13 protein-coding genes are annotated in these 24,540 nt (G+C 34.1%); all 13 read left to right on the forward strand.

Translation table 11 applies throughout. From position 1 onward, the window contains the following. The first annotated feature begins 430 nt into the window (after positions 1-430). The 13 genes from FQU21_RS03780 (at position 431) to FQU21_RS03840 (ending at position 24,511) form a co-directional block, all read left to right on the forward strand. A complete protein-coding gene (locus FQU21_RS03780; RefSeq protein ID WP_187269315.1) occupies positions 431-3,592 on the forward strand; it encodes a SusC/RagA family TonB-linked outer membrane protein in 3,162 nt (1,053 codons plus the stop codon). Between the two features lie 11 nt (positions 3,593-3,603). Next, on the forward strand, positions 3,604-5,469 hold the full coding sequence (locus FQU21_RS03785; protein WP_147676701.1) for a RagB/SusD family nutrient uptake outer membrane protein: 1,866 nt from the start codon (positions 3,604-3,606) through the stop codon (positions 5,467-5,469). Positions 5,470-5,518: 49 nt separating this feature from the next. After that, positions 5,519-8,560 carry a SusC/RagA family TonB-linked outer membrane protein gene (locus tag FQU21_RS03790; protein ID WP_147676702.1) on the forward strand — a complete coding sequence of 1,014 codons (3,042 nt, stop codon included), beginning with the start codon at positions 5,519-5,521 and terminating at the stop codon, positions 8,558-8,560. A gap of 26 nt (positions 8,561-8,586) precedes the next feature. Beyond that, positions 8,587-10,305: a RagB/SusD family nutrient uptake outer membrane protein gene (locus tag FQU21_RS03795; protein ID WP_147676703.1), complete on the forward strand. Its 1,719-nt coding sequence runs from the start codon at positions 8,587-8,589 to the stop codon at positions 10,303-10,305. A gap of 34 nt (positions 10,306-10,339) precedes the next feature. Then, positions 10,340-11,386: a DUF5627 domain-containing protein gene (locus tag FQU21_RS03800; protein ID WP_147676704.1), complete on the forward strand. Its 1,047-nt coding sequence runs from the start codon at positions 10,340-10,342 to the stop codon at positions 11,384-11,386. A 452-nt stretch (positions 11,387-11,838) separates the two neighbouring features. Continuing rightward, positions 11,839-12,417: an RNA polymerase sigma-70 factor gene (locus tag FQU21_RS03805; RefSeq protein ID WP_187269316.1), complete on the forward strand. Its 579-nt coding sequence runs from the start codon at positions 11,839-11,841 to the stop codon at positions 12,415-12,417. A 74-nt stretch (positions 12,418-12,491) separates the two neighbouring features. Next, on the forward strand, positions 12,492-13,463 hold the full coding sequence (locus tag FQU21_RS03810; protein WP_147676706.1) for a FecR family protein: 972 nt from the start codon (positions 12,492-12,494) through the stop codon (positions 13,461-13,463). 115 nt (positions 13,464-13,578) lie between these two features. After that, the gene (locus tag FQU21_RS03815) at positions 13,579-17,166 is read left to right on the forward strand and encodes a SusC/RagA family TonB-linked outer membrane protein (RefSeq protein ID WP_147676707.1); all 3,588 of its coding nucleotides are present in this window, start codon (positions 13,579-13,581) and stop codon (positions 17,164-17,166) included. 10 nt (positions 17,167-17,176) lie between these two features. Beyond that, on the forward strand, positions 17,177-18,745 hold the full coding sequence (locus tag FQU21_RS03820; protein WP_147676708.1) for a SusD/RagB family nutrient-binding outer membrane lipoprotein: 1,569 nt from the start codon (positions 17,177-17,179) through the stop codon (positions 18,743-18,745). A gap of 18 nt (positions 18,746-18,763) precedes the next feature. Then, positions 18,764-19,987: a BACON domain-containing protein gene (locus FQU21_RS03825; RefSeq protein ID WP_147676709.1), complete on the forward strand. Its 1,224-nt coding sequence runs from the start codon at positions 18,764-18,766 to the stop codon at positions 19,985-19,987. A 9-nt stretch (positions 19,988-19,996) separates the two neighbouring features. Further along, on the forward strand, positions 19,997-21,979 hold the full coding sequence (locus tag FQU21_RS03830) for a calcineurin-like phosphoesterase C-terminal domain-containing protein (protein ID WP_147676710.1): 1,983 nt from the start codon (positions 19,997-19,999) through the stop codon (positions 21,977-21,979). 12 nt (positions 21,980-21,991) lie between these two features. Then, entirely contained in the window at positions 21,992-23,584 is a 1,593-nt protein-coding gene (locus FQU21_RS03835) for a calcineurin-like phosphoesterase C-terminal domain-containing protein (RefSeq protein WP_222707990.1), read from the forward strand. A gap of 12 nt (positions 23,585-23,596) precedes the next feature. Beyond that, complete coding sequence (locus FQU21_RS03840; RefSeq protein WP_147676711.1) at positions 23,597-24,511, forward strand: glycerophosphodiester phosphodiesterase family protein; 915 nt, start codon at positions 23,597-23,599, stop codon at positions 24,509-24,511. Positions 24,512-24,540 lie beyond the last annotated feature (29 nt).

The raw sequence follows: 24,540 nt of genomic DNA on the forward strand, positions 1-24,540 counted from the left end.
AATTTATTATTAATCTAAATAAAAATGTACAAGCGCTATTAAATAGGTACTATTTAGGTTTTATAAGTTCTCTTTTAATGGAGGTAAAATAAGATTCTTTATATGGTAGTCTATCTAATATATTTTAGAGCAATCAATTATGCCATTGTTTTTAATAGATTATTTTATTTTTTAATATTAATATGTTTCATTGTAACGGATATTTTTAAAACAAAAAAACAGTTTTAAAAATGATTTTTGTGGTTTTTGCTTTTTATTTATTATGGTTAGAATTGAGCGAAATAAAAAGGCCACAGGATAGTGCAGGATACAGATTCTTTACTTTAATCGTAAAATTGTTTTCATAATTTATAATGACTCTACATGTCTTCTAATACTAAAGTCATACAAACTAAATCAAAACTTTAAAATGTTAAAACTAAAACTCAAAATGAAACAAAAATTAAAAAGACAGTTTTCTGTTTCTGGATTTGTATTAATGCTTGCGCTGGTTTTTTCCAGTTTTGCAACAATTAATTTACAAGCCCAGGAAAAAATTTCTGGTGTGGTAAAAGATGTTGGCGGAATGCCATTACCTGGAGTAACTGTACTGCAGAAAGGTACAAATCGAGGCGCGTCAACCGATTTTGACGGAATGTACTCCTTTGACTTAGCCCCAGGAGAAAAAACCTTAGTGTTTTCTTATATCGGTTTTAAGACTCGAGAAATTTCAGTAAATGGTAAAACAACTATTAATGTAAATCTAGAAGAAGATATTGCTAGTTTAGATGAAGTGGTGGTTGTTGGTTACGGTACTCAGAAAAAAGAGAGTGTAGTAGGTGCTATTACACAAATTAAGGGTAAGGATCTACAAGATTTAAATATGGGGGTTTCCAATGTGCAAGAAGCTTTGCAAGGTAATTTACCTGGTGTTGTTGCTATTCAAGGTAGTGGTGTTCCCGGTAGAAACGATATGCAAATTTTTATTCGTGGTCAGGCCTCATGGAATGGTTCTGGGCAGCCCTTAATACTTGTTGATGGTGCACCAAGAGATATTGATAATGTTGATTTTAATGACATTGAAAACCTTTCTGTACTTAAAGATGCCTCTGCAACTGCGGTTTATGGGGTGCAAGGTGCTAATGGTGTGGTTTTAATAACAACAAAGAGAGGGCAAAAAGGTAAGGCTCAATTATCGTTACAAGCAAATACAACACTTAAATATGTATCCAAACTTCCGGAAAAGTTAGATGTTTATGATGCCATTTTGGAGGGCAATTCATCAATAATGCGTGAACTTCCTTATAATGAAGATTCTTGGGATTATATTCGTCCATTAGCTATAGCAGATAGATTTCGTAATCCAGCTAATGAGGCCGAGAGTTTAATATACCCTAATGTAGACTGGAAAGATGTTTTGTTAAAAGACATGGCACAAGATTATCGCGTTAATTTATCCGTACGTGGTGGTGGAGATAACGCTAGGTATTTTGGAAGTTTAGCTTACCAAAAGGTATCTGATATTTTTGATGGAGAAAGTTATGATAACGGTAAAGGGTACAGTAGTGGCTTTAGTTATGATAGGTTTAATTTTCGTAGTAATATTGATTTCGATATTACTAAAACTACAGAGTTTTCTGTAAATCTTGGTGGATTTTACGGTATTCAAAAGACGCCCGGGAACTTAAACTTGGTAACCAATGCGATATACGAATTGGCTCCTAATGCTTATACGCCTATTTTTCCTGATGGTGCATTTGGTAGGGATGATAGAGATATTTTTGCAAATACAAACCCAATTGTTACCTTAACTAATACAGGATACACAACAACTAATACATTTAATATAAATACCGATTTTATTTTAAAACAAAATTTAGATTTTATTACAGAGGGCTTATCTTTTAAAGGTCGTTTTTCTTTAGATAACCAATCTCAAAGTCGCCAACGATTGTTAGACCCAGGAGCCGATGGTCAAGAAAATGTTGTATACCGTATTTATGATCAAGATTTTGTAGAGCGCATTGAATCGCCAAATGGCGTTAATGATTTTGGTTTTGTACCATTCCCATGGACACTTGAGGCTAATAATATTCTCGATGGTGGACCTAATGAATCTAATACCATTATCCGTAATATGTTGTATGATTTTTCTTTTAATTATAGTAAAACGTTTGCTGAAAAGCATTCCGTTACGGCATTGGCCTTGGTAAGACGTCAACAAAAAGGAAAAGGTAATGGTTTTCTTGTATATCGTGAAGACTGGGTGTCTAGGATTACTTATGATTACGATAAGAGATATTTTTTAGATATTAGTGGGGCTTACAACGGATCGGAAAAATATGGCCCAGGTTATCGTTTTGATCTTTTCCCTGCGTTGGCAGCGGGTTGGACCATGTCTAATGAGGCCTTCATGAGTGAGGTTGATTGGGTTAATAAATTGAAGTTCAAAGGATCTTATGGTTTAATTGGTGATGACAGTGGAGGAAGTAGATTTGAGTATCAAAAAACTTGGAATATCGGGGGAGGTGCTTATATAAATCCTAATGGATCAAACACCACATCGCCTTATGTTTTTTATACAGAGGATAATGTTGGTAACCCAGATTTGCGATGGGAAACGGCTGTTAAATATAATGTTGGGGCAGAAATTGGTTTGTTTAATAACAAAATTACGGCAGAATTTGATTATTTTGGAGAAGATCGTAGTGATATTTTAATACCAAGTTCTCAAAGAGCAGTGCCTGAGTGGTTTGGTGCTAGTCCTCCTGCTTTTAATAGAGGTGAAGTTGAGGTTAGAGGTTTTGAAATAGTACTAGGGGCTAATCATACTTTTGCAAGTGGTTTAAATATTTTTGGTAATTTAAATTTTACGCAAGCTAAAGATTTGGTAATAGATAGAGAAGATCCAGAATTGCGCGAGTTTTACCAAAATGCAGCAGGTTATCCAATTGGTCAGCCAAGGTCTGCTATCCCTGCAAATATTATGGGTAGTTTAGATGACTTATATAATTCAACCCCAAGAGTAAATGGTCAAGACTTTATAAGAACAGGATATTATAATTTAGTAGATTACGATGGAGATGGTTATTATAATGGTTCTTTTGATAATGTGCCGTTTGGTTATCCTACGCGTCCACAAAGAACATGGTCTGCTACGGTTGGTGCGAAATATAAAGCGTGGAAATTATCTGTTCAGTTTTATGGTACTCAAAATACAAATAGAAACTATTCAACTAGAACGTTTACTAATCAAACAGATACATTTTTTGAGCATGAGTTAGATTATTGGACTAAAGAAAACCCAAATGGAGTTCGCACACAGCCTACATTTGCTTTTGCACAAGGTGCTAGTGATCCAAGGTCTAGTTTCTTCGATGGCTCTTTAACCAGATTAAGATCTGTAGCTTTAAAATATACGGTTCCTAAGAAAACCTGTGAAAAATTGGGGCTAAAAGCACTAAGTCTGTTTGCTAATGGTAATAATCTATTTTTATGGACCGATTTGCCTGATGATAGAGAGTTTAATAGTAGCCAAACAGCTGATTCTGTACTTAGGGGAGATTACCCTACGATGGCACAATTTAACTTAGGTTTTAATTTAGATTTCTAAAATAAAAAATTATGAAAAAATTAAAAATAACAATAGTTTTACTTGTAGGTTTACTTGTATCGGTATCCTGCGAAGAGTATTTAGATATTGCTCCGGAAGCGGAAATTGACATCACAGATGTTTTTGCCACTTTCGAATCTTCTCAAGGGTTTGTGGAAGAAATGTATAATTTAGTAGTAGAGTATGGCACTTCTGGACATTCATTTCAGGATTATATTTTTGGAGATGATGCCTATAGAAATGCCCAATTCAGTCAAGCTGTAGATCAAGGAAACCTAACTAACTGGATTACCCAAAAATATGCATATCTTGGTAAAGATACACACCAAGGTCAAGATGGAAGTACAAGTAACAGCCAGGCAAGACGTAGACCTAGAATATGGCGTGGAAGTATGTTAGGTATTCGTAAAGCGAATATAGTAATTGCCAACGAAGATTTAATGACTGGTTTAACCCAAGATGAAAAAAATGTTGTTTTGGGGCAAGCTTACTTTTTTAGAGCATTCTTTCATAATGAAATTATGAAGTTTTGGGGACGTTTTCCACATATAACAGAAGTGTATGATGGTGTTATTACCACGCCGCGTCCAGAAACCTATAGAGAGGTTGCTATTTCTATTAATGAAGATTATAAAAAAGCCATAGAGCTATTACCTGTAAATTGGGATTATGAAGACTATGGACAAAGAACATTAGGTAATAATGCGGGTAGAGTTACAAAAGGAGCTGCTTATGCATTTCAAGGAAAAAACTTGCTTTTTGCAGCGAGTCCGTTAATGAAATTTAACAACGAACCTGGAATTGATACATATACTTATGATACCGAATTAGCGGCTATGGCAGCAGAAGCTTTTGCTGAAGTGCTTAAACTGGAACAAGCTGGTGAATATTCATTGGCTAAGAACATGGAAGATTATAAAAAGGTGTTTTGGGAAACACCACGAAATACTTGGCCTGGTTTAGTTCCAGAGGCTCATGAATTAATTTTTGCTGGTTCTGGAGGTTCGCATGTTGGTACTACAATAGCTTTTATGGCAGCGGGTATTCCTAGACCTATCGGTCAGTCTGCTTCAGGAAATGACAATGCAACTCATAATTTTATTTATTATAATTTTGGAATGGCTAATGGACTTTCTATTGAAGATGATTTAAAAAGTGGTTCTCCATTGTATAATCCTAATCGACCATTCGATAACCGCGATCCTAGATTTTATGCTTGGCTTTTTTCTGATAGAGATGTTATTTCTAATAGAGGAAGTGTGCCTGATGCAAATAAAACGGCTCAGTTGTATGATGATGGACAAGGTAATTCTGGCGCTCACCGCGCTACTAATGCTTCACTAACCGGGTATATGTTTAAGAAATTTTATCCAGAAATTGATGGGCAATATCATGTACAAAGTGGAAATAATATTATTAGAAGATTTACAGGAATGCGTATTCACATGAGGTTGACAGATGTTTACCTTATGTATGCAGAAGCACTTCATGTAGCCAAGGGCGCAACAACGCCATCTAGTGCTTTTGGGTTAACAGCAGAGCAAGCGATCAATACCTTAAGAGATAGAGCGGGAGTACCTCATGTTAACGCAGCTATTGTTGCAGATAGTAAGAAATTTATGGATGAATTAAGACGTGAGCGTGCGGTAGAATTATCTTACGAAGGACACCGATGGATGGATATTCGCCGTTGGGGTGTTGCTCATGAGGAAAAATACAGAAAGAAAACAGGATTATATTTTGACAAAGATTGGACGTTCTTTCAAGAGTTCGAGCTTGTTGAAAGAGTTTGTGAGTATCCTAAACATTATTGGTTACCATTTGAGGCAAATCAAACACAGTTTTATGAAGGCTTCCCTCAAAACCCAGGTTGGTAAAGCTGGACAAATTTGTTTTAACTAATACTAAAATATTAAAGATAAAAAAATGAAGATAAATAAAATATATAAGTTGTACGCCTTGGTATGCTTCACCATATTCTCCTTTTGTGGTATGGTAACAGCCCAATCTGAAGGTACACAGGTCTCTGCAACCGTGGTCGACCAACAAGGAAATCCTTTAAGTGGGGTTAATATTTATGCAGCTGGAGGATCTCGGGCATCAACAGATGCCAGTGGGTTTTTTAATATTACTTTGGTAAATGATCAAGCCGTTGTTGTTGAGAAGAAAGGATATGAATCACAGCTTCTTAGCATCTCTAGTGATAGCGATAATATTACTCTCGTAAAGTCAGAATTCTTGGCTTCGGAAGATGATGAAATAAATATGGGGGTTGCAACCAGAGATAGACGAGATGTAGTTGGCTCTGTATCGTCAGTAAATACTAAAGATCGTTTAACCTATGATAACACGCAATATGTAAGAAACTATATTACTGGTTTAACAGTAGGTGCTAGAGGATCATCCAATATTAGAGGTATTGGAGATGCAATATTTGTGATTGATGGTGTTTTTGGACGTGATCCTAATGTTTTAAACATGGAAGAGGTAGAACAAATAACCGTACTTAAAGATGCAAATGCTGTAGCTTTATATGGTAGCCAAGCAAGAAATGGTGTTATTGTAATAAACACAAAGCGCGGTAAAATAAATAAAAAAGAGGTTAAGGTAAATGTGCGCTCTGGTATTAGTTCGTCTATCGCATTGCCGAATTACTTAGACGCAGCTACCTTTATGGAACTTCGTAACGAGGCTTATATTAATGATGGTGCAGATCCAAATATAGTAGGCTTTTCTCAAGAGCAAATTCAAAATACGAGAAGTGGCTTAAATCCTATTGAATATCCAGATGTAGATTTACTAGAGTTTGTGCAACCATTTATAAGCACGCATAATGTGATTTCAGAGTTCTCTGGTGGTAATGATAAATCACGGTATTATGTTAATGCCGGATGGTTCTATGATGAAAGTTGGCTTAATATTAATGACGAAATTAATGCGGGATCTAATCGTTTTAATGTTAGAGGTAATATTGATTTTAAGGTTAACGATTGGATTACGAGTAGTATTGATGGGGTGGCCATTATTAACAATTCTAAAAGTGCTAGAGCCAACTTATTAAGTTCTGTAACTAGCTTTTTACCGTATGATTACTCTCCCTTAATTCCTGTGAGTGCGTTGGATGTTGAAAATAATCCAAATCTAGAAACCTTACTGGCTGGAGCAACTATCTTCGATGGTAATTTAATTGGTACAGTTCAACAACAAGGTGGTAGTACACCAGTAGGAACATCTATTGCTGGGGGATATCAGAATAGGGTATATCGTGTAACACAATTTAATAACGCTATTAATTTTGATTTGTCTAGAATAACAGAAGGACTTTCGGCAAAAACCTATTTAAGTTTCGATTTTTATGATGCTTATACTACATCTATTACAAATCAATATAGAGCCTATGCACCAACGTGGACCGATGGTAAAATTACAGCACTACAAGATTTTGGTCAAGACAGAAGGGATTTATCTGAAAATGTAAGCTCAAATGGATTTATATCAAGAACAGGTATGTATGCATTAGTAAATTATGATAAAACCTTTGCTAAAAACCATTCTGTTAATACAACTTTATTGGGGTATTATAATTCGGAACAAAGTGCGGGTGCTATTCAAACAGATAAAGATTCTCATTTAGGGTTTCAAGTGACATACGATTTTAAGAAAAAATTATTTGTAGATTTTTCTGGAGCTTATGCGCATTCATTGAAATTACCTGACGGTAACAGAGGTGGTTTTTCTCCAACAGTTGGATTAGGTTATATTTTAAGTGAAGAACCATTTTTAAAAGATAATAATGTTGTAAATTATTTAAAACTAAGAGCTACAGGAGGAATTATTAAATCTGATAAAGGTATAGGAGGATATTACTTGTATGATGAAAACTATTCAGATGGTGCAAACTTCACTTGGGGAGACGGTGTTTATAGTAACAGAAAACAAAACATTTCACAAGGGAATAACGCAGATCTAGGATTTGAAAAACGTATAGATTTTAACCTTGGTTTTGAAAGTTATTTAATGAATTCACTTTGGTTGGAGGCCAATTACTTTAGAACAGAATTGGATAAACAATTAACCATATTGGCCGATCAATATCCGTCATATTACAACACTTTTAGACCCTATAATAATTTCAATGCTAATTTATATAGTGGTTTTGAATTAGGAATGAATTTTAATAAAACGTTTAATGATTTTTCAGTGGCTATTGGTGCAAATGTATTATATAGCCAAACAGAAGCTTCTAAACGTTCTGAAACTAACGAATTTGATTACCAAAATAGAGTAGGAAAAGAATTATCTTCCATTTTTGGATTGGTAGATCAAGGGTTCTATGCCGAATCTGATTTTACTAGAGATACAGATGGTAATTATGTTTTAAACAGTGGTTTGCCTGTTCCTAGTTTTGGTAGTGTACAACCAGGTGATTTAAAATATAGAGATCAAAACAATGATAATATTATTGATAATGATGATCAGGTGGCTATTGGACAGAGTTCTAACCCATGGACATATGGTGTTAACCTTAACTTAAAATACAAAAGATTTAATTTATTTGTATTAGGTTATGGGCAAACAGGTGCAGAAGGTAATAAGTTAACAGGCTTTAGTAACTACTATAGTCCAAACGGAACCGATAAATATTCTGTAGAGGTATTAAATCGTTGGACACCAGAAACGGCTAATACGGCTACCTTTCCCAGATTGGCTTCTGGAGAAAACCAAAATAACTTTAGAACATCCTCATTTTGGTTGTATGATAGCAGTTACTTCGAGATAAGTCGTGCACAATTAACTTATGAATTTACAGATTATTTTTGTGAAAAACTTGGTTTAGAGGATTTTAGTTTAAACTTCCAAGGAACTAGGCTTTTAGAGTTTGGTAAAAATAAAGATATTCGACAGTTAAATGTTGGTGGTAATCCTAGGGCTAGAAGTTATACTTTAGGTATAAGAATGTCATTTTAATTAAAATAAAAATATAGATAGATAAAATGAAAAATTTAATAAAATATATAGTCATTATGTCGCTTTTTGCGGGCATAATTAGCTGTGATAATTTAGAGCCTATTGATGAAAACAGATTGGATTTTGACTTTGTTAGTAAGGATCCTGCATCTGCAGAAGGTATATTATTGAATGGTTATTCGCGTTTAATAGATCAGTTTACTTTTATTGATGCGGCAACAGATGATGCAGTAAATAATCAATTGGATAATGGTTTTAAACGTATGGCACTTGGTGAGTTAAATGCCTTGTATAATCCAGCATCACGTTGGAACAACTATGAAAGTGTGTTATGGATAAACAAGTTTTTGGATATTATTGAGACTGGAGAAATTGTTTGGTCGCCAGATGAAGAAATAAATGAAATGTTTGGTTTACGTATGGAAGGCGAGGCATTAGCCTTAAGAGGGTTACATCATTTTTATGCTTTGCAAGCCCACGCTGGTGTTGGAACTTCAGGTGAATTATTAGGGGTACCTTACATTAAGGAGTTTATAGAATCTGATGGAGATTTTAATACCCCACGTTTGTCTTTTCAAGCGACTGTAGAGGCTATTTTGGCCGATTTTGATGCGGCACTTGCATTATTACCCACAGATTACGGTTTAGGCTCAGGCGATGTTGACCCTATTTATCAAGGTTATGAGTATAGTAAATACGATGTTGTTAATGGATCTAGATATAATTTACGCATTTCTGGTAAAATTGTAAAAGCCTTAAAAGCGCGTTTAGAACTTTTTGCTGCTAGTCCTGCTTTTTTAAATGATCAAACTTATTACAATTTGGCGGCCACCGATGCTGGTGAATTATTAAGTGATATTGGTGGTGTTTCTGGACTTGCAAGTAATGGTCTTGAGTTTTACAAAGCTTATGATGAAGATGAAGATGCTGAAATGCTGTGGAGAGGTACTATTGGAGGAAATAGTTCTGGGATAGAGGCGCGTATGTTTCCGCCCTCTGTAAATGGTAAAGGAGAAATTAATCCTTCGCAAAATTTTGTAGATGCCTTTCCTATGCAAAATGGATTTCCTGCAACTGCAGATAATGGTTACGATCCACAAAACCCTTATGCCAACAGAGACCCAAGACTAACGAAGTTTGTAGTGGTTAACGGAAGCACTTTTAGTGGTTCAACTATTAATACTGGTGTGGGAGGGAAAATTAATAGATTAGATTCTATTCCCGAGTTTTCTACTAAAACAGGTTATTATCTTAAAAAATTATTACGCCCAGACGTAAGATTAAATGATGATGGTTCAACCGTTGGCCAAAGACATTACGATGTATATTTTAGATACACCGAATTGTTTTTAATATTTGCAGAAGCCGCTAATGAAGTGGGTGGGCCAGACCAACAAATAAACGGATTGACTCCTAGAGAGGTGATAGGTGCTATTAGAAAGAGAGCAGGATTAGCACAACCAGATACTTACTTAGCATCTATTAACACCAAAGAGGCCATGCGTGAATTAATTAGAAACGAACGACGTTTAGAACTGAGTTTTGAGGGCCATAGATTTTGGGATTTAAGACGATGGGACGCACCTTTAAACGAAACCATTAGAGGTTATTTCTTCGATGGTACAAATTATGTAGAGTTACCTTCAGTAGAAAATAGAAATTATCCGTCATTTGGTAAGTATATGCCAATACCTAATGCTGAAGTATTGAGATTTCCTGAAATTGAGCAGAATGAAGGTTGGTAAGAGCATAGGTTTAATTAATTAAAAAATATTTAAGATGAAAATAAAAATAGTGATAGTTTTCACAATGCTTTTAAGTATTATGGCTTGTGAAAATCAAGATAATATAGTTGAGGATTATAAGTCAACTTCGGTATATTTCCCCTATCAAAGACCTGCCAGAACTTTAGTTTTGGGAGAATACGATTTAGGGTTTAATGATAATGATAACAATGGCCGATTTGAAATTGGTGTAGTGATGTCTGGGGTTTTTGAAAATAAAGAAGATCGTAAAGTGTATTTTGAATTGGCTCCAGAATTAATCGATGCCAATACATTAGGGGTAACTGCTGTAAATGTAGAAGTTTTACCGCCTGCTTACTATACCATTGAGCAAGAAAGTCCTGTTACCATTCCTGCTGGCTCTATTAACGGGCGTATTCCCGTGCAATTGGAAGATGCTTTTTTTGACGACCCGCTTTCTTTTGGAGCAAAAAATGAAACACATTATGTTATCCCGTTAAAAATAACAGATTATGAAAATCTAGACTCATTATTAACAGGCGTGCCTGCGGTAACAAATCCAATTAAAATATTAGATGATAACTGGAATCCGACGCCTAAAGATTATACCCTATTTGGTATTAAATTTATGAATAAGTACCAAGGTAAATATTTGCGTCGTGGTGAAGATGTTAGAACAAATGATTTAGGCGAGGTAGAAACCGTAACTTATAGATCGGAGTTTGTTGAAGATGACGAGTTAATAGATTTAATTACTAGTGGTCGATTTGATGTAGATTACACTAATCGTGTTCGTAGAGGAGACCTAGTTAGCCCTGGTGATGTAAATATTAAACTAATGTTTAATGAAAATGATACCTGTACTATTACCGGTACAGATGGTAACCCGTATAATGTTTCTGGTACCGGAGAGTTTGTTGTAGATGGCGATGAATGGGGGGGAGAAAAGCGTAATGTTATCTATTTAGATTACCAATACAATGATGCGACAAATAATGAAACTCACGCGGTTAAGGATACCTTAGTAATTAGAAATAGAGATGTTATATTCGAGGAATTTATAGTAGAACTTACAGAATAATAATGTTGCTTAGTTGTTTAAGTTAACGCTTTAGTATTTAATTAAAAAGGCTGTCTGGAAAGACGGCCTTTTTTTATGCCTAAACGGTAAATTTGTTGGTGTTTTTACTATAAAACTAAGTGTATCAAAATAGGCTAGTGCATAACTTTTAAACCTAAGCCTAGCTTGGTTTACCATTCTTTAAATGGGGCTTAATAAAACAACTTTTTTCTTTTTTAGGAAAAGCTCTATAATCTAGTTTCAATATATTTTTATCTATTTCATTTTTATTACGTCACGAGTACAGACAAATTAGCGCTTACCTTGTTAGAATTGGAAAACCACAATATATTAACTAACGCATGGTTTTAGCTATTATTTAAAAATATAATATTAATTTAATTGTTTAGTAACAAAACACCTGTGTAGATAGAATAGTTTTACTTTTTATAACTACAACTATTTTTTATCCAGTGAATCAAGACGAAATACTATTTAATTGTGTTAAAAAAAATAACCAACAAGCTTTAGAGCAGTTGTTTCAAAAGTACTATTTTAACTTGTGTTTGTTCTCAAAAAAATATGTTGGAAGTGCAGATTTAGCCGAAGAAGTGGTTGCCGATGTATTTTTTAAAATTTGGCAAAATAGAAATTCTCTCCAAATAAAAACATCTTTAAAATCATATTTGTTCGTAGCTACTAAAAACCTGTCTATTAATGTTGTAAATAAAGTAAAAGCTGATACTTTAAAACAGCAATTAACTGAATTAAATACAAATTTTTCTCACTTAAGTACCGACGATACCTTACGCTATAATGAGGTGAAACACCAAATAGATCAAATTATAGAGCAGTTGCCACAACAGCGAAAAATTATATTCAAACTAAATAGAATCGACGGATTAAAGTATAAAGAAATTGCCGATAAATTGGGTATTTCTGTAAGTACAGTGCAAAAACAAATGCTTGAAGCTATTAAGCATGTTTCACAATACGAATCGCAATTCATTACCATTATAATATACTTCTGTTTTAGTTTTATTGATGTTTAGATAACTTTTTGTTAACAACTTGCAGTGGTAGATTGAGTGTTCAGTTTTGGTCTTAATAGTAAAAGATCTAAAATATGAACGACGATATTTTTTATGAAATTGCGTTTAAAAATTTAGCAAATGAAACTTCGGTTGAAGATAAAGAATTGCTAGAACGTTATTTGCAACATTCTGAATACAAAAATAAATATAATGAATTAGTAGAGATTTTATCTCATGAAACTTCATCTAAAATTTTCAATGAGTTTAATCTTAAGCATGGCCTTAAAACATTACGCCGTAAAATAAATCAAGAAGAAAAACGTAAATTTTCAATAAATAAAAAAGCCTTTGCTATTGCTGCATCTTTGTTGCTGTTTTTGGGTATAGGTACGCTGCTTAATAATGCCAACTTTTCTAATCCATCTGTAAATTATGTATTAGTAACCAGTTTAGAAGGGCAACGCACTCAAATTATATTACCAGATAGCTCAATAGTATTTTTAAATACAGGTTCCGAAATACGCTATCCAGAAAAATTTAATAATAAACAAAGAAGTGTTTTTTTAAAAGGCGAAGCTTTTTTTAAAGTAAAACGCGATGTATACAAACCTTTTGTTGTTAACTCAGGTAATTTTAAAACTACAGTTTTAGGGACATCATTTAATGTAAATAGTACAGCTCAAACTAATTTTAGTGTGGTTGTAAAAACCGGTAAAGTTAAGGTTGAAAACACCAATACTAAAAAAGAATTTATACTTATAAAAAATACGCAAGTCGTCTTTAATAAAGAATTAAATGCATTAGAGAAATCTGCTGTTAATGCGGCTTATGTAACCGATTGGCATAATAATATATTGCGTTTTGATGCTATAACTTTAAAAGAAGCTTTTAGTAAAATTGAAGCTTGGTACCATGTTAAAGTTCAATGCGAATCTGAAGCTATTTTAAATAAAAAAATACGAGCAGTGTATAACAATGAACCTATAGATAAGGTATTTAAAAGCTTAGAATTTATGGTTGGCTTAAAATATAAAATAGAAAATAACAAAGTAATAATTAAATAAACTATAAGAGTAAACACAAAAACACAAAAACACAAAAAAAACTGGAGTTGCGTCACCAACTCCAGCTCAATAGATCTTTAAAATCTTATTTACTAATAAAAGTAATGACTAAATTATGAAATTAAATTTATATCAAAAAAGAAAATTATTTCCCACACAGTTTTTGTCGCTATTTATTTTAACAATTACGCTTTTTGGGGTATCCACACAGCGAATTATAGCTCAAAACAATTTAGAAACAACAACAACATTAAAAGTAAAAAATGTTACCCTCAATCAAATATTTAAACAATTAGAACAAAATACACCTTATCAATTTAGTTATTCTGATGCTATTTTGAATAACGAAAAGGGGTTTACCTATAATTTTACCAATCAAAAGTTAAAAACTATTTTAGATAAAGTATGTAAAGATGCTCAAATAAACTATTTAGTAAACGGTAAAAATATAACCTTAAGTGGTGTTACCAAAGTTAACGTTTATGGTAAAATTAGTGATGAACAAGGTATGCCATTAACCGGGGTAAATGTTATTTTAAAAGGAGAAAAAAAAGGTGTTTTAACCGATTTTGATGGTAACTATGCATTGCAAGTACCCGTAAACAGCACCTTAGTTTTTTCGTTTATGGGAATGATTACTGTAGAAAAAGCAACTAAAAAAGGAGGTCTTTTTAACATAGTAATGGAAGAAGATTTGGTTGCTATTGATGAAGTTGTAGTAACAGCACTTAATATTTCACGCGAAGAAAAATCTCTTGGATATTCTGTAGACAAAATAGAAAGTGATGAAATTAATAAAACGGTTTCTGGTAACTGGTTAAACAGTTTAAATGGTAAAGTAGCAGGGTTAACATTTACATCGGCCAATTCAGGGCCAAGTAGTTCTATTCGTGTGTCTTTGAGAGGGGATCAATCTTTAAATTACGGTAATAACGAAGCGCTTTTTGTTATAGATGGTGTGCCTGTAAATTCTGGTACCACAGCAACCAGAAGCGTAAGTAATTATGCTCAAGCCGATGCTCCAGTAGATTACGGTGACGGTATGAGTGATATTAACCCAGAAGATATTGAATCCGTATCGATTTTAAAAGGACCAGCAGCAGCAGCCTTATACGGTTCTCGAGCTGCCAACGGCGCTATAATGATAACGACTAAATCGGGTAGAAAAAACAAAGGCTTAGGCATTACAGTAAACTCTTCGGTAACTTTTGAGCAAGCCGGATATTTTCCTGATTTTCAAACCCAATTTGGCAATGGCTCTGATATGGGGGCTCGAGAATATTCGCTTTGGGAACTTACACCAGAAATAACGCCAGACGGTATAGAGCAACCTAGGCATTACTCACGTTATACCTTTGGTGAAGCATTTAATGAAAATGAACTACGTTATTTGTATGCTTCTAAAAATTGGGGTAATAATACATATACTAAGTTGCCTTGGGTTTATAAAGACGATTGGTATACCGGGTTATTTCAAACAGGAGTTACAAAAATTAACACCGTTAGTATTAATGGAAATAATGGCAATGGTACATCAACACGTTTTTCGGTAACAGATTTTAATAACGAATGGATTTTACCTAACACCGGTTTTAAACGTAATACGATTTCATTGGCCATAAACACACCTGTTGCAGAACGTATTAAATTAACGGCAAAGGTAAATTATAATAAAAAGAAAAGTGATAACATGCCCGTAAGCGGTTATGATGAAACTAACCCAATGTACGCTTTAGTTTGGGGATTTAATGTTAATAGTATTCAAGATTGGAAAGATGAATATTTTAACGGACGCTACAATTATGCCAATTGGAATGCTGGTGGCGAAAATGGAATGGGACTTGTATTCCCTTCGGCAAATTCGTTTAACCCGTATCGTACCCTTTATGAAGCTTTAAATACACAAGATAAAAATCGTGTTTTTGGAAGCATCGGGCTAACCTTTGATATTTTAGACGGACTAACTTTAGATTTACGCTCTGGTTTAGATTGGTCCGATGAATATAGAACGCAACGTAAACCGCATTACACGGCTGGATATCAAAACGGATTTTATAGAGAACAAACCGTTAGGTTTTTAGAGAATAATAACGATTTTATGCTGCGCTATAATAATACATTTAATAATGGACGCCTAGCATTTTCGGCTATGGTTGGCGGTAATAACCGTGTTAATGAGTATTATAACAACAAAATTACATTAAGTGAGTTAGGTGAAGAAGGTATTTATCATACTACAAATGTACCAACCGGTGTTAACCCAGATCCTTATAACTATAGGAGTGAAAAAATAGTAAACAGTTTATATGGTCTTGTATCATTAAGTTGGGACGACGCCTATTTTTTTGATGTTACAGGGCGTAACGATTGGTCGAGTACGTTAGCTAGAGGAAACTGGTCGTATTTTTACCCGTCGGTTTCGGCTAGCGCATTGTTGAATAAAACCTTCAATTTAAAAAAGCATGCACCATGGGTAGATATGCTAAAAGCACGTCTATCTTGGGCAAATGTAGGTAATGATACCTCGGCCTATTCATTAGACCAGGTGTATAGTACGACGTCATTCCCTGGAGGTTATACTTTACCAGGAAATATTCCTAACCCCTTGATTCAACCAGAAAACGTTGAAAGTTGGGAGGCCGGTATAGAAGCTAAACTATTTAAAAACAGGGTGTCTTTTGATGTTACGGCGTATCATGCATCAACTACAAATCAAATTGTTTCAGTCGATGTAGATCAAATAACAGGTGCTACAGGAATGACTATTAACGCTGGAGAAATTTCTAATAAAGGTATAGAGGTTTCAGCAAATTTTGTGCCTATTAGAACAAACAATTTTAAATGGGATTTTGATGTTACCTGGTCTAAAAATATCAATAGATTAGAGCGCTTACAAGATGGGTGGGATGCCACAGTACCATTACAAACCGATATGGGAACAACCATTGGGAGTAGAACGTATGTGTACTCTTATGTTGGTGAAGAAATGCATGTATTGTATGGGCGCGGTTTTCAAAGAGCTCCTGAGGGTGCTACTTATGTTGATGAAAATGGCGAAACTCAGGATGCATCGGGTATGCACATAGTAAATTCTGAGGGATATCCGGTGCTAGATAATGCTCCTGAAACTAGAATTGGTAGTGTAAATCCAGATTGGCGTGCAGGTATGGTACAACGTTTTAAATATAAAAACCTTATGCTTTCAGCTACATTTGCAGGTCAATTGGGAGGTAATGCTTTTTCGGTAACAAACTTTGCTTTGTCTTATCAAGGAAAACTTAATAATTCTATTGAAGGGCGTTATGATGGTATTGTGCACTCTGGTGTTAATGCTATTGAAAATACTGATGGCTCTATAACGTACACCAAAAACAATACGGTAACAAATAGTATTCAAACTTATTACAATACCTACGTTTGGAATCGTAATAATACAGAAATGAACACCTTTGATACTTCTTATTTAAAATTAAGAGAGTTACGTTTAGATTATCAACTGCCAACAAAATTATTAAGTAAAATAGGCATGTTTAAAGGTATAAGTTTTGGAGCCTATGCCACAAATGTCTTTATGATTACAGATTTTCCACAGTACGATCCAGATACAGGTATGCTAAACGGTTCTAATATTTATAAAGGCATAGAGTCTATGACTTTTCCAATGACAAGAACTTACGGATTAAACGTTAAACTTTCATTCTAAAAAAACAGTTATGAATTATTTAAAAAAAATAGTAACCATAAGTTTAATTGGTTTTGTACTTGCTTGTACAGCAGATTTTGAAGAAACAAACACCAACCCAAACCGAACAAATGTTGGCGATATTAAAGCTAGCGGCATGTTTGAACCTTTACTTTACAACGGTATTAATGCTTGGCAATACTACTCGTGGTTTTGGAATAACGAATTAATTCAGTTTACAGCCTTTACCGGCGGAACAACAAGGCAAGAACATCGTTATTTTATTGGCGATCAAAATTGGCAAAATGTTTGGAACACCTATGCACGTTATACCAACAATGCATTGCATATGTATGATTTAAGCGTTGCTGAAAACGACAAATCTTTACAAGCCATAGCTTTAACATTAAAAGTGTTATACATGTCTAATTTAACCGATATATATGGTGATATACCCTATTCTGAAGCGTTTCAAGTTCGAGAAGGTGGCACCACCGAGCCAAAATTTGATGCTCAAAAAGAGGTTTATATGCAAATGTTTAACGATTTGGAAGCTGCAAATACTTTATATGCTGATAATCCTGTGTTTATAAAACCAACTTTAGATGGTATGTATGGCGGTAGTATGGAGCAATGGAAAAAATTCAACAATGCGTTATACCTGCGTTTGTTATGCCGTGTAAGTGGTAGAGCAGAAATGAACACAGCAGATAAAATAACCCAGATTGTTAATAATCCAAGCAAATATCCAATATTCGAATCTAATGACGATAATGCTACGGTTCAATTTTCTGGAGCAGATCCTTACAGAAGTAGATTTGCAAACACTAATGAAAATGGATTTACAAGCTCTGGCAGAAAATTAACCGAACAACTTATTAACATGACCGTTTTAACCGATGATTTTGGCAATCAAGTTTATGAAGATCCGCGTTTAGCTATTTATGGCAAGAAAAACCCCAATTATTTGGTTAACGGAGAAAACGTATGGAAAGGCACCGTAGCGGGGTGTACAGAAGCAGAACAAAGTGAAGTTGATGCAGGAACATCATGGTTAAATACAGCCGTTTTTTGTAGAGCCGAAATGCCAGCAAGCTACATGGATTTTGCCGAAGTACAATTTATTTTAGCCGAAGCTACATTAAAAGGCTATATTCCTGGTGGCGACGCAGTAGCTAAGCAATATTATGAAAGCGCTGTTACTGCTTCTATTGAGAAATGGTCCAAATTAGGTGCATTTAGCGAAGTGCCAGTTGAAATTTCCGAAGCACAAATAAATACATTTTTAACTTCAAAATTAGCTTCTTGGGATACTGCTATTAATAAACAAGCACTTATTGCCAATCAAAAATATTTAGCATTATTCTGGATTGGTATGGAGGCTTACCATGAATACCGACGCACAGGATATCCAGAATTAACTATAGGGCGTGGTGCCGTATTTAACGATTATATTCTGCCAACACGTTTTGCTTACCCTAATACCACTATGGCTACAAACAATGCTAATGCACAAGAAGCTTTAAACCGTATGAATGGTGAAAATAATATGAAAACACCAGTTTGGTGGAGTAAACAAGCCATTGAAAGCGACAACTAAAATATAAAACGTAAACAGATGAAAACAAGAGATAAAATAGATATAAGTAATTTATCAAAGTTATGGATATTCATATTACTACTGGCAGTATTGGTTGGTTGTAGTGATGATGAAGGTGTAGCCGAAGCACCATATTTTTCAATAGAAGAGAACCCAATAGGGCTTTCAGTTGATGTTAATGGGCTAACACAAAGTTATGTGGTGCGTTCTAATCAACCATGGGAAGTTATTGCGCAAAGTGAAGGTAATTGGGTTAAGGCTTTTCCTAATAAAGGTAATGATGATGGTATTTTCAAATTTATAGTTGAAGAAAACGATACGTTTGAAGCTAGAGTTATTAATTTTGCTTTTCTTGTTAATGGTACAGAGCAACCTGCGTTATTTCGTATTAATCAAGAGGCCAATGTGCCTTTTATTAATGTACAAAATGCAGATGCTGGTATAGCTGTACCATCTGTAGGAGGCGATTTTCAAATTAATTTAAACGCTAATGTAGATTGGAGCTATCAAATTACTAACGGGCAGTGGATTTCAGAGTTAGAAATTGGCGAAACATTTATAAAACTTTCTGCAGAAAAAAATAAAGGAACGGAGCGTGTAGCCACATTAACCGTGAAATCGGCTAATTATCCAACGTTAACAAAAAATATAGCCATAACACAATCTGACGGTAGTATAGTATTAGAAGAATATTTTGATTGGTTAACATACGGAAGCACTATTTTTTACACCACTTCTGGTGAAAAACGTATGGACTCCTGGACAGATGATGAATTAAATAGAGGCTGGAGCAGTACTCCAAATACAAACTCTAGTAATCAACAAGTTGTATATGCTAGAACCGGCTTTGTAAAATTAGGTAAAACAGGCTATGGAGGCGATTTAATTTCACCTAAATTTTCAATTCTTGATGAAGAAACTAATGTAAAAGTAACCTTTAAAGCGGTGCCGTATCAAACTAAAAAAGGTACGCAAGATGATAACCTTTTAAAAGTAGGTGTTGTTGGTCCTGGTACACCTAGTGCCGAGGCTTTTACTATTGGTAATTGGCCAGATTATAGTACAGACCCAGAATGTATTGCGATTTGGCAGGCGCCTTCGGCTACTTACACTTTTACTATTACGGGGGCTACAAGTGAAACGCAATTAAGATTGCTTGGTGGCGATTTTACCCTTGCGGGTGTTGGTAAAGGTAAAAACAGAATTTTTATAGATGATATAAAAGTTGAAATAATTGAATAATATAATTTTATGAATCAAACACGAAGAAAATTTATTAAACTCGGTGGCTTAACAACACTTGCTAGCCTTAGTGGTTTGGGTCTTACTTTATTTAATTGCGAAAGTAATGATGACGTAAGTATTGATGAAAATAATAATTTAAATATTTCTGGTGTTTCAATTCCTTCGGTGGTTGAGGTTGACAGAAATGGACAAACAACCTTAACAGGAAAAGGCTTTATGGTTGGAGATACAATTACGTTTGTATCTTCAACAAATCCATCCAGTTTTTCAGGTACGGTGGTTCAAGTTTCTGCTAGTACATTTACATTTTCTATTCCTTCAACTTTTGAATCAAACACGTATAAAGTTAGTGTTTCACGTAATAACAACAGCCTTTTTTTAGGAAATATTTTGTTTTATGTTGTGGCCAATACAAATATTCCCGATGTTGATGGAAAAAATATAAAAGGGGTAGTCTATAGTAACGGCGAAGGAGTTGCAAACGTAGTAGTTTCCGATGGTTACAACCTAACTGTTACAGATACAGAAGGCCGCTATTATTTGTCCTCTAATAAAAAAACAGGTTTTGTTTTTATTTCTATTCCCGGTAATTATGAGGTGGTTAATGTTGGTAGTGCACCACAATTTTTTAAGCGTGTAAGTAGCAGTTTAGAAACTATAGAACAAAAAGATTTTTCGTTAATTAAAGTGCAAAATGAGGAGCATGTTGTACTCTCCTTAGCCGATTGGCATTTGGCGAATAGAAATAACGATTTGGAGCAATTTACAACTAAAGTACTGCCAGATATTAATAGTACTATAGAAAAATATACAGCCAAAGGCTCTAAAGTCTATGCTTTAACTTTAGGCGATTTAACTTGGGATGCTTATTGGTATAATAATAATTTTGGATTAAACGACTATGTGCCGTACATGAACAAAGTAAACGCACCGGTGTTCAACCTTATTGGCAATCATGATAATGATCCCTATTTTTCTAATGACTGGGAAGCCGAAAACAAATATAGAGATAGTATTGGACCAACCTATTATTCCTTCAATTTAGGAAAAGTACATTACGTGGTTTTAGATAGTGTAGAGTATGTAAATTCTGGTGGTTCGCAAGGTACTATTGGTAGCCGAAATTTTAATGAAATGCTAACCAACGATCAAATAGAATGGTTAAAAAAAGATTTAGCAACCATTACCGATAAAAGTACACCTATTGTTTTAGCAATGCACACCCCGTTGTATAAAAACCCAACGGTTAATGCTAGTGGTCATCAAATAAATGCTAAGGATTTATCAAACGCTAATACACTAATAAATGTTTTGGCAAATTTTTCTACGGTACACGTACTATCTGGTCATGCTCATATTAATTTTTCTGTTGAAGAAGAACAAAATATCATGGAACATAACACAGCCGCCTTGTGTGCTACTTGGTGGTGGACTGGTAGAAATGGTTATGCCAATAATCATATTTGTAAAGACGGAAGCCCTGGTGGTTATGGTATTTGGCAAATAAATAATACCGATATAAAATGGCGTTTTAAAGGTATTGGTTTGGATGAAAATTATCAGTTTAGAACTTACGATGTTAATAGTATTCACATTACAGCAGCCAATTATGCACCAAATGTAAACGATGCAGATTTAGAAAATTATGCCGATGAATACGCAAGCCCAAGTACAAATAACCAGGTGTTAATTAATGTTTGGGGGTATGATTCGAAATGGAAAATTGAAGTTTCAGAAAACAGCCTGTTATTACCTGTAACTCGAGTTGCTGCCAAAGATCCACTACACATTATTTCATATGAAGCACTGCGTTTAAATGCAGGCGCAAAACCAACAAATGCATTTGTAACAAACAAAACCACACACTTTTTTAAAGTTAACGCAACAACGGCAGATTCTACTTTAATAATTAAAGTAACCGATAGATTTGGTAATGTTTACACAGAAAACATGGTAAGACCAAAAGCGCTGACTTTAGACATGGTTTAAAATAATAAAACAATGAAAAATATAAATAGTAAATTAATAATAGCCCTTGCAATATTTTGCATGGCAACAACTCAAGTAATAGCCCAAAATATAGTTAGTGGGTATGTGTTTTCCGACACTAATAAAAATGGTAAAAAAGAAGCAAAGGAAAAAGGGATTGAAAATGTAGCGGTAACCAATGGTAAAGAGGTTGTTCTTACCAATAAAAAAGGGATGTATGAGTTGCCTTTAAATAATGATGCTATAGTTTCGGTTATAAAACCAAGTAATTATCAAGTACCAATAAATCAAGATAACTTACCTCAATTTTTCTACATTCATAAACCTAACGGGTCTCCTAAATTAAAATTTAAAGGTGTTGAAGCCACAGGAAAATTATCAAAAAAAGTTAATTTTCCTTTAATACCTTCAGATGAAAACAATGTGTTTACTGCACTTGTTTTTGGAGATCCACAACCTTATACTCAACAAGAAGTAGATTATTTTGCTAAAGGTATTGTTGATGAAGTAGCGAATATTAAAAATATACCTTTTGGATTGAGTTTGGGCGATTTAGTTGGTAATGATTTAAGCTTATTTAATCCTTATATAAAGGCAACTAAAAAAACAGGTATTCCTTGGTATAACGTACTAGGAAACCATGATCTTAATTTTGATGTTGAAACCGATATGCTTTCCGATGAAACTTTTGAAGCTCATTTTGGACCCGCAAATTATGCTTTTAATTACGGTAAAGTTCATTTTATAATTATTGATAATATATTGTATCCAGATCCACGAAAAACTTCAAAATATTGGGGTGGTTTTAGAGAAGACCAATTTCAGTTTTTAAAAAACGATTTAAAACATGTACCAAAAGATTATTTAATTGTTTTGGCAATGCATATTCCTTTAAGTGAACCAGAAGACAATGATACTTTTAATGATATACACCGCCAGAGGTTATTCAATTTGTTAAAACCATTTTCAAATACCTTGTCGTTATCGGCTCATACCCATATTCAACGTCAAGATTTTTTTACAAAGACTAAGGGGTGGCCGCATGAAAAACCACACCATCATTACAACGTAGGAACCACAAGTGGCGATTGGTATTCGGGAACATTAGATGCTAATAAAGTTCCCATTTCAACTATGCGAGATGGCACGCCAAAAGGTTATGCGTTTATAAATTTTAATGGTAACAAATACAGTGTAGATTATAAAGTTGCGGGTAAACCTAAAACCCATCAAATGGAAATATTTGCACCCAAAGTAGTCGCAAAATCTAAAAAAACAAAGGCAGCAATTTATACTAACTTTTTTATGGGAAGAAAAAACGATGAGGTGCTATATAGAATTGATAGTGGTGAATGGAAACCAATGAAACATGTTGTAGAACCTGATCCGTCGTACGTGTCTCAAGTTATGAAAAGGGATGAATCTGAAACTCTAATACCAGGTAAGCGCGCATCAAACCCTATAGATTGTACACATCTATGGAAAGGTAAAATTTTAACAAAATTAGAAGTAGGTGTGCATACTATTGAGGTAAAAGCAACAGATATGTTTGGTAAGGCACATTTTGCTAGCAAAACATATCGTGTAGAAAATACGAACTTCTAAAAATTAATAAAAATGATATATCTAAAGTGTTTAGCGGTATTCATATTGGTTGTGGGATGTAAGCAACAAGTAAAACTTTCAAAAGAAAAAATTGAACCAACGAAACATATACAAGTACAGGGGCATAGAGGCGAACGAGGACATAGCCCTGAAAATACAATAAATGGTTTTAAAAATGCTATAAGTAAAGGTGTTGATGTTATTGAGTTAGATGTGGTAATATCAAAAGATCGTAAAGTAGTGGTATCGCATGAGCCCTTTATGTCATCGCTTTATGTTTTAACTCCGCAAGGCGAAAGTATTTCAAAAGCCAAAGAAAAGCAGTTTAATTTATACCAAATGACTTATGATAGTATTAAAACCTTTGAAGTTGGCCTAAAAGGTAATGTTAAGTTTCCGCAGCAAAAACGTATTAAAGCATACAAACCATTACTAGCCGAGGTTATTGATAGTGTTGAAACTTTTATTATTAAGCATAAACTACCAGCAGTTGGTTATAATATTGAAATTAAATCGGTGCCACATCAATATGGAAAATATCAACCACAACCAAGTGAAATGGTAGATTTAGTTATGCAAGTGTTAAATAGCAAAACCATAGCAGGGCATTGGAATATTCAATCTTTTGATCCAGAAATTTTGAATGAAATGCATAGAAAACACCCTGAAGTAACGCTTGCTTTTTTGGTAAGTAAAGGTGGTTTTAAAGATAATTTAAAGCTATTAAATTTCACCCCAAATATTTATAGTCCTAATTACAAGTTAATAAAAACTAAGGCTATGGTAGATTCTATAAAAGCGAAAAATATGAAATTAATACCGTGGACGGTTAATGATTCTATAGCAATAACAGAGCAAATAACTCTTGGTGTAGATGGTATAATTACCGATTATCCCGAAAAGGTAATATGGCAAATACAAAAATAGAAGTTGAGTTTTTAGTAAATTTTGTTTTC

The sequence above is a fragment of the Algibacter pacificus genome (genome assembly GCF_008033385.1).
Taxonomy (GTDB): Bacteria; Bacteroidota; Bacteroidia; order Flavobacteriales; family Flavobacteriaceae; genus Algibacter; species Algibacter pacificus.

Bases quoted from the DNA above. Each gene is read 5' to 3' on its own strand.
- FQU21_RS03795 (WP_147676703.1), top strand. From the start codon at position 8,587: ATGAAAAATTTAATAAAATATATAGTCATTATGTCGCTTTTTGCGGGC.
- FQU21_RS03785 (WP_147676701.1), top strand. From the start codon at position 3,604: ATGAAAAAATTAAAAATAACAATAGTTTTACTTGTAGGTTTACTTGTA.
- FQU21_RS03820 (WP_147676708.1), top strand. From the start codon at position 17,177: ATGAATTATTTAAAAAAAATAGTAACCATAAGTTTAATTGGTTTTGTA.
- FQU21_RS03815 (WP_147676707.1), top strand. From the start codon at position 13,579: ATGAAATTAAATTTATATCAAAAAAGAAAATTATTTCCCACACAGTTT.
- FQU21_RS03835 (WP_222707990.1), top strand. From the start codon at position 21,992: ATGAAAAATATAAATAGTAAATTAATAATAGCCCTTGCAATATTTTGC.
- FQU21_RS03780 (WP_187269315.1), top strand. From the start codon at position 431: ATGAAACAAAAATTAAAAAGACAGTTTTCTGTTTCTGGATTTGTATTA.
- FQU21_RS03830 (WP_147676710.1), top strand. From the start codon at position 19,997: ATGAATCAAACACGAAGAAAATTTATTAAACTCGGTGGCTTAACAACA.
- FQU21_RS03810 (WP_147676706.1), top strand. From the start codon at position 12,492: ATGAACGACGATATTTTTTATGAAATTGCGTTTAAAAATTTAGCAAAT.
- FQU21_RS03800 (WP_147676704.1), top strand. From the start codon at position 10,340: ATGAAAATAAAAATAGTGATAGTTTTCACAATGCTTTTAAGTATTATG.
- FQU21_RS03790 (WP_147676702.1), top strand. From the start codon at position 5,519: ATGAAGATAAATAAAATATATAAGTTGTACGCCTTGGTATGCTTCACC.
- FQU21_RS03825 (WP_147676709.1), top strand. From the start codon at position 18,764: ATGAAAACAAGAGATAAAATAGATATAAGTAATTTATCAAAGTTATGG.
- FQU21_RS03840 (WP_147676711.1), top strand. From the start codon at position 23,597: ATGATATATCTAAAGTGTTTAGCGGTATTCATATTGGTTGTGGGATGT.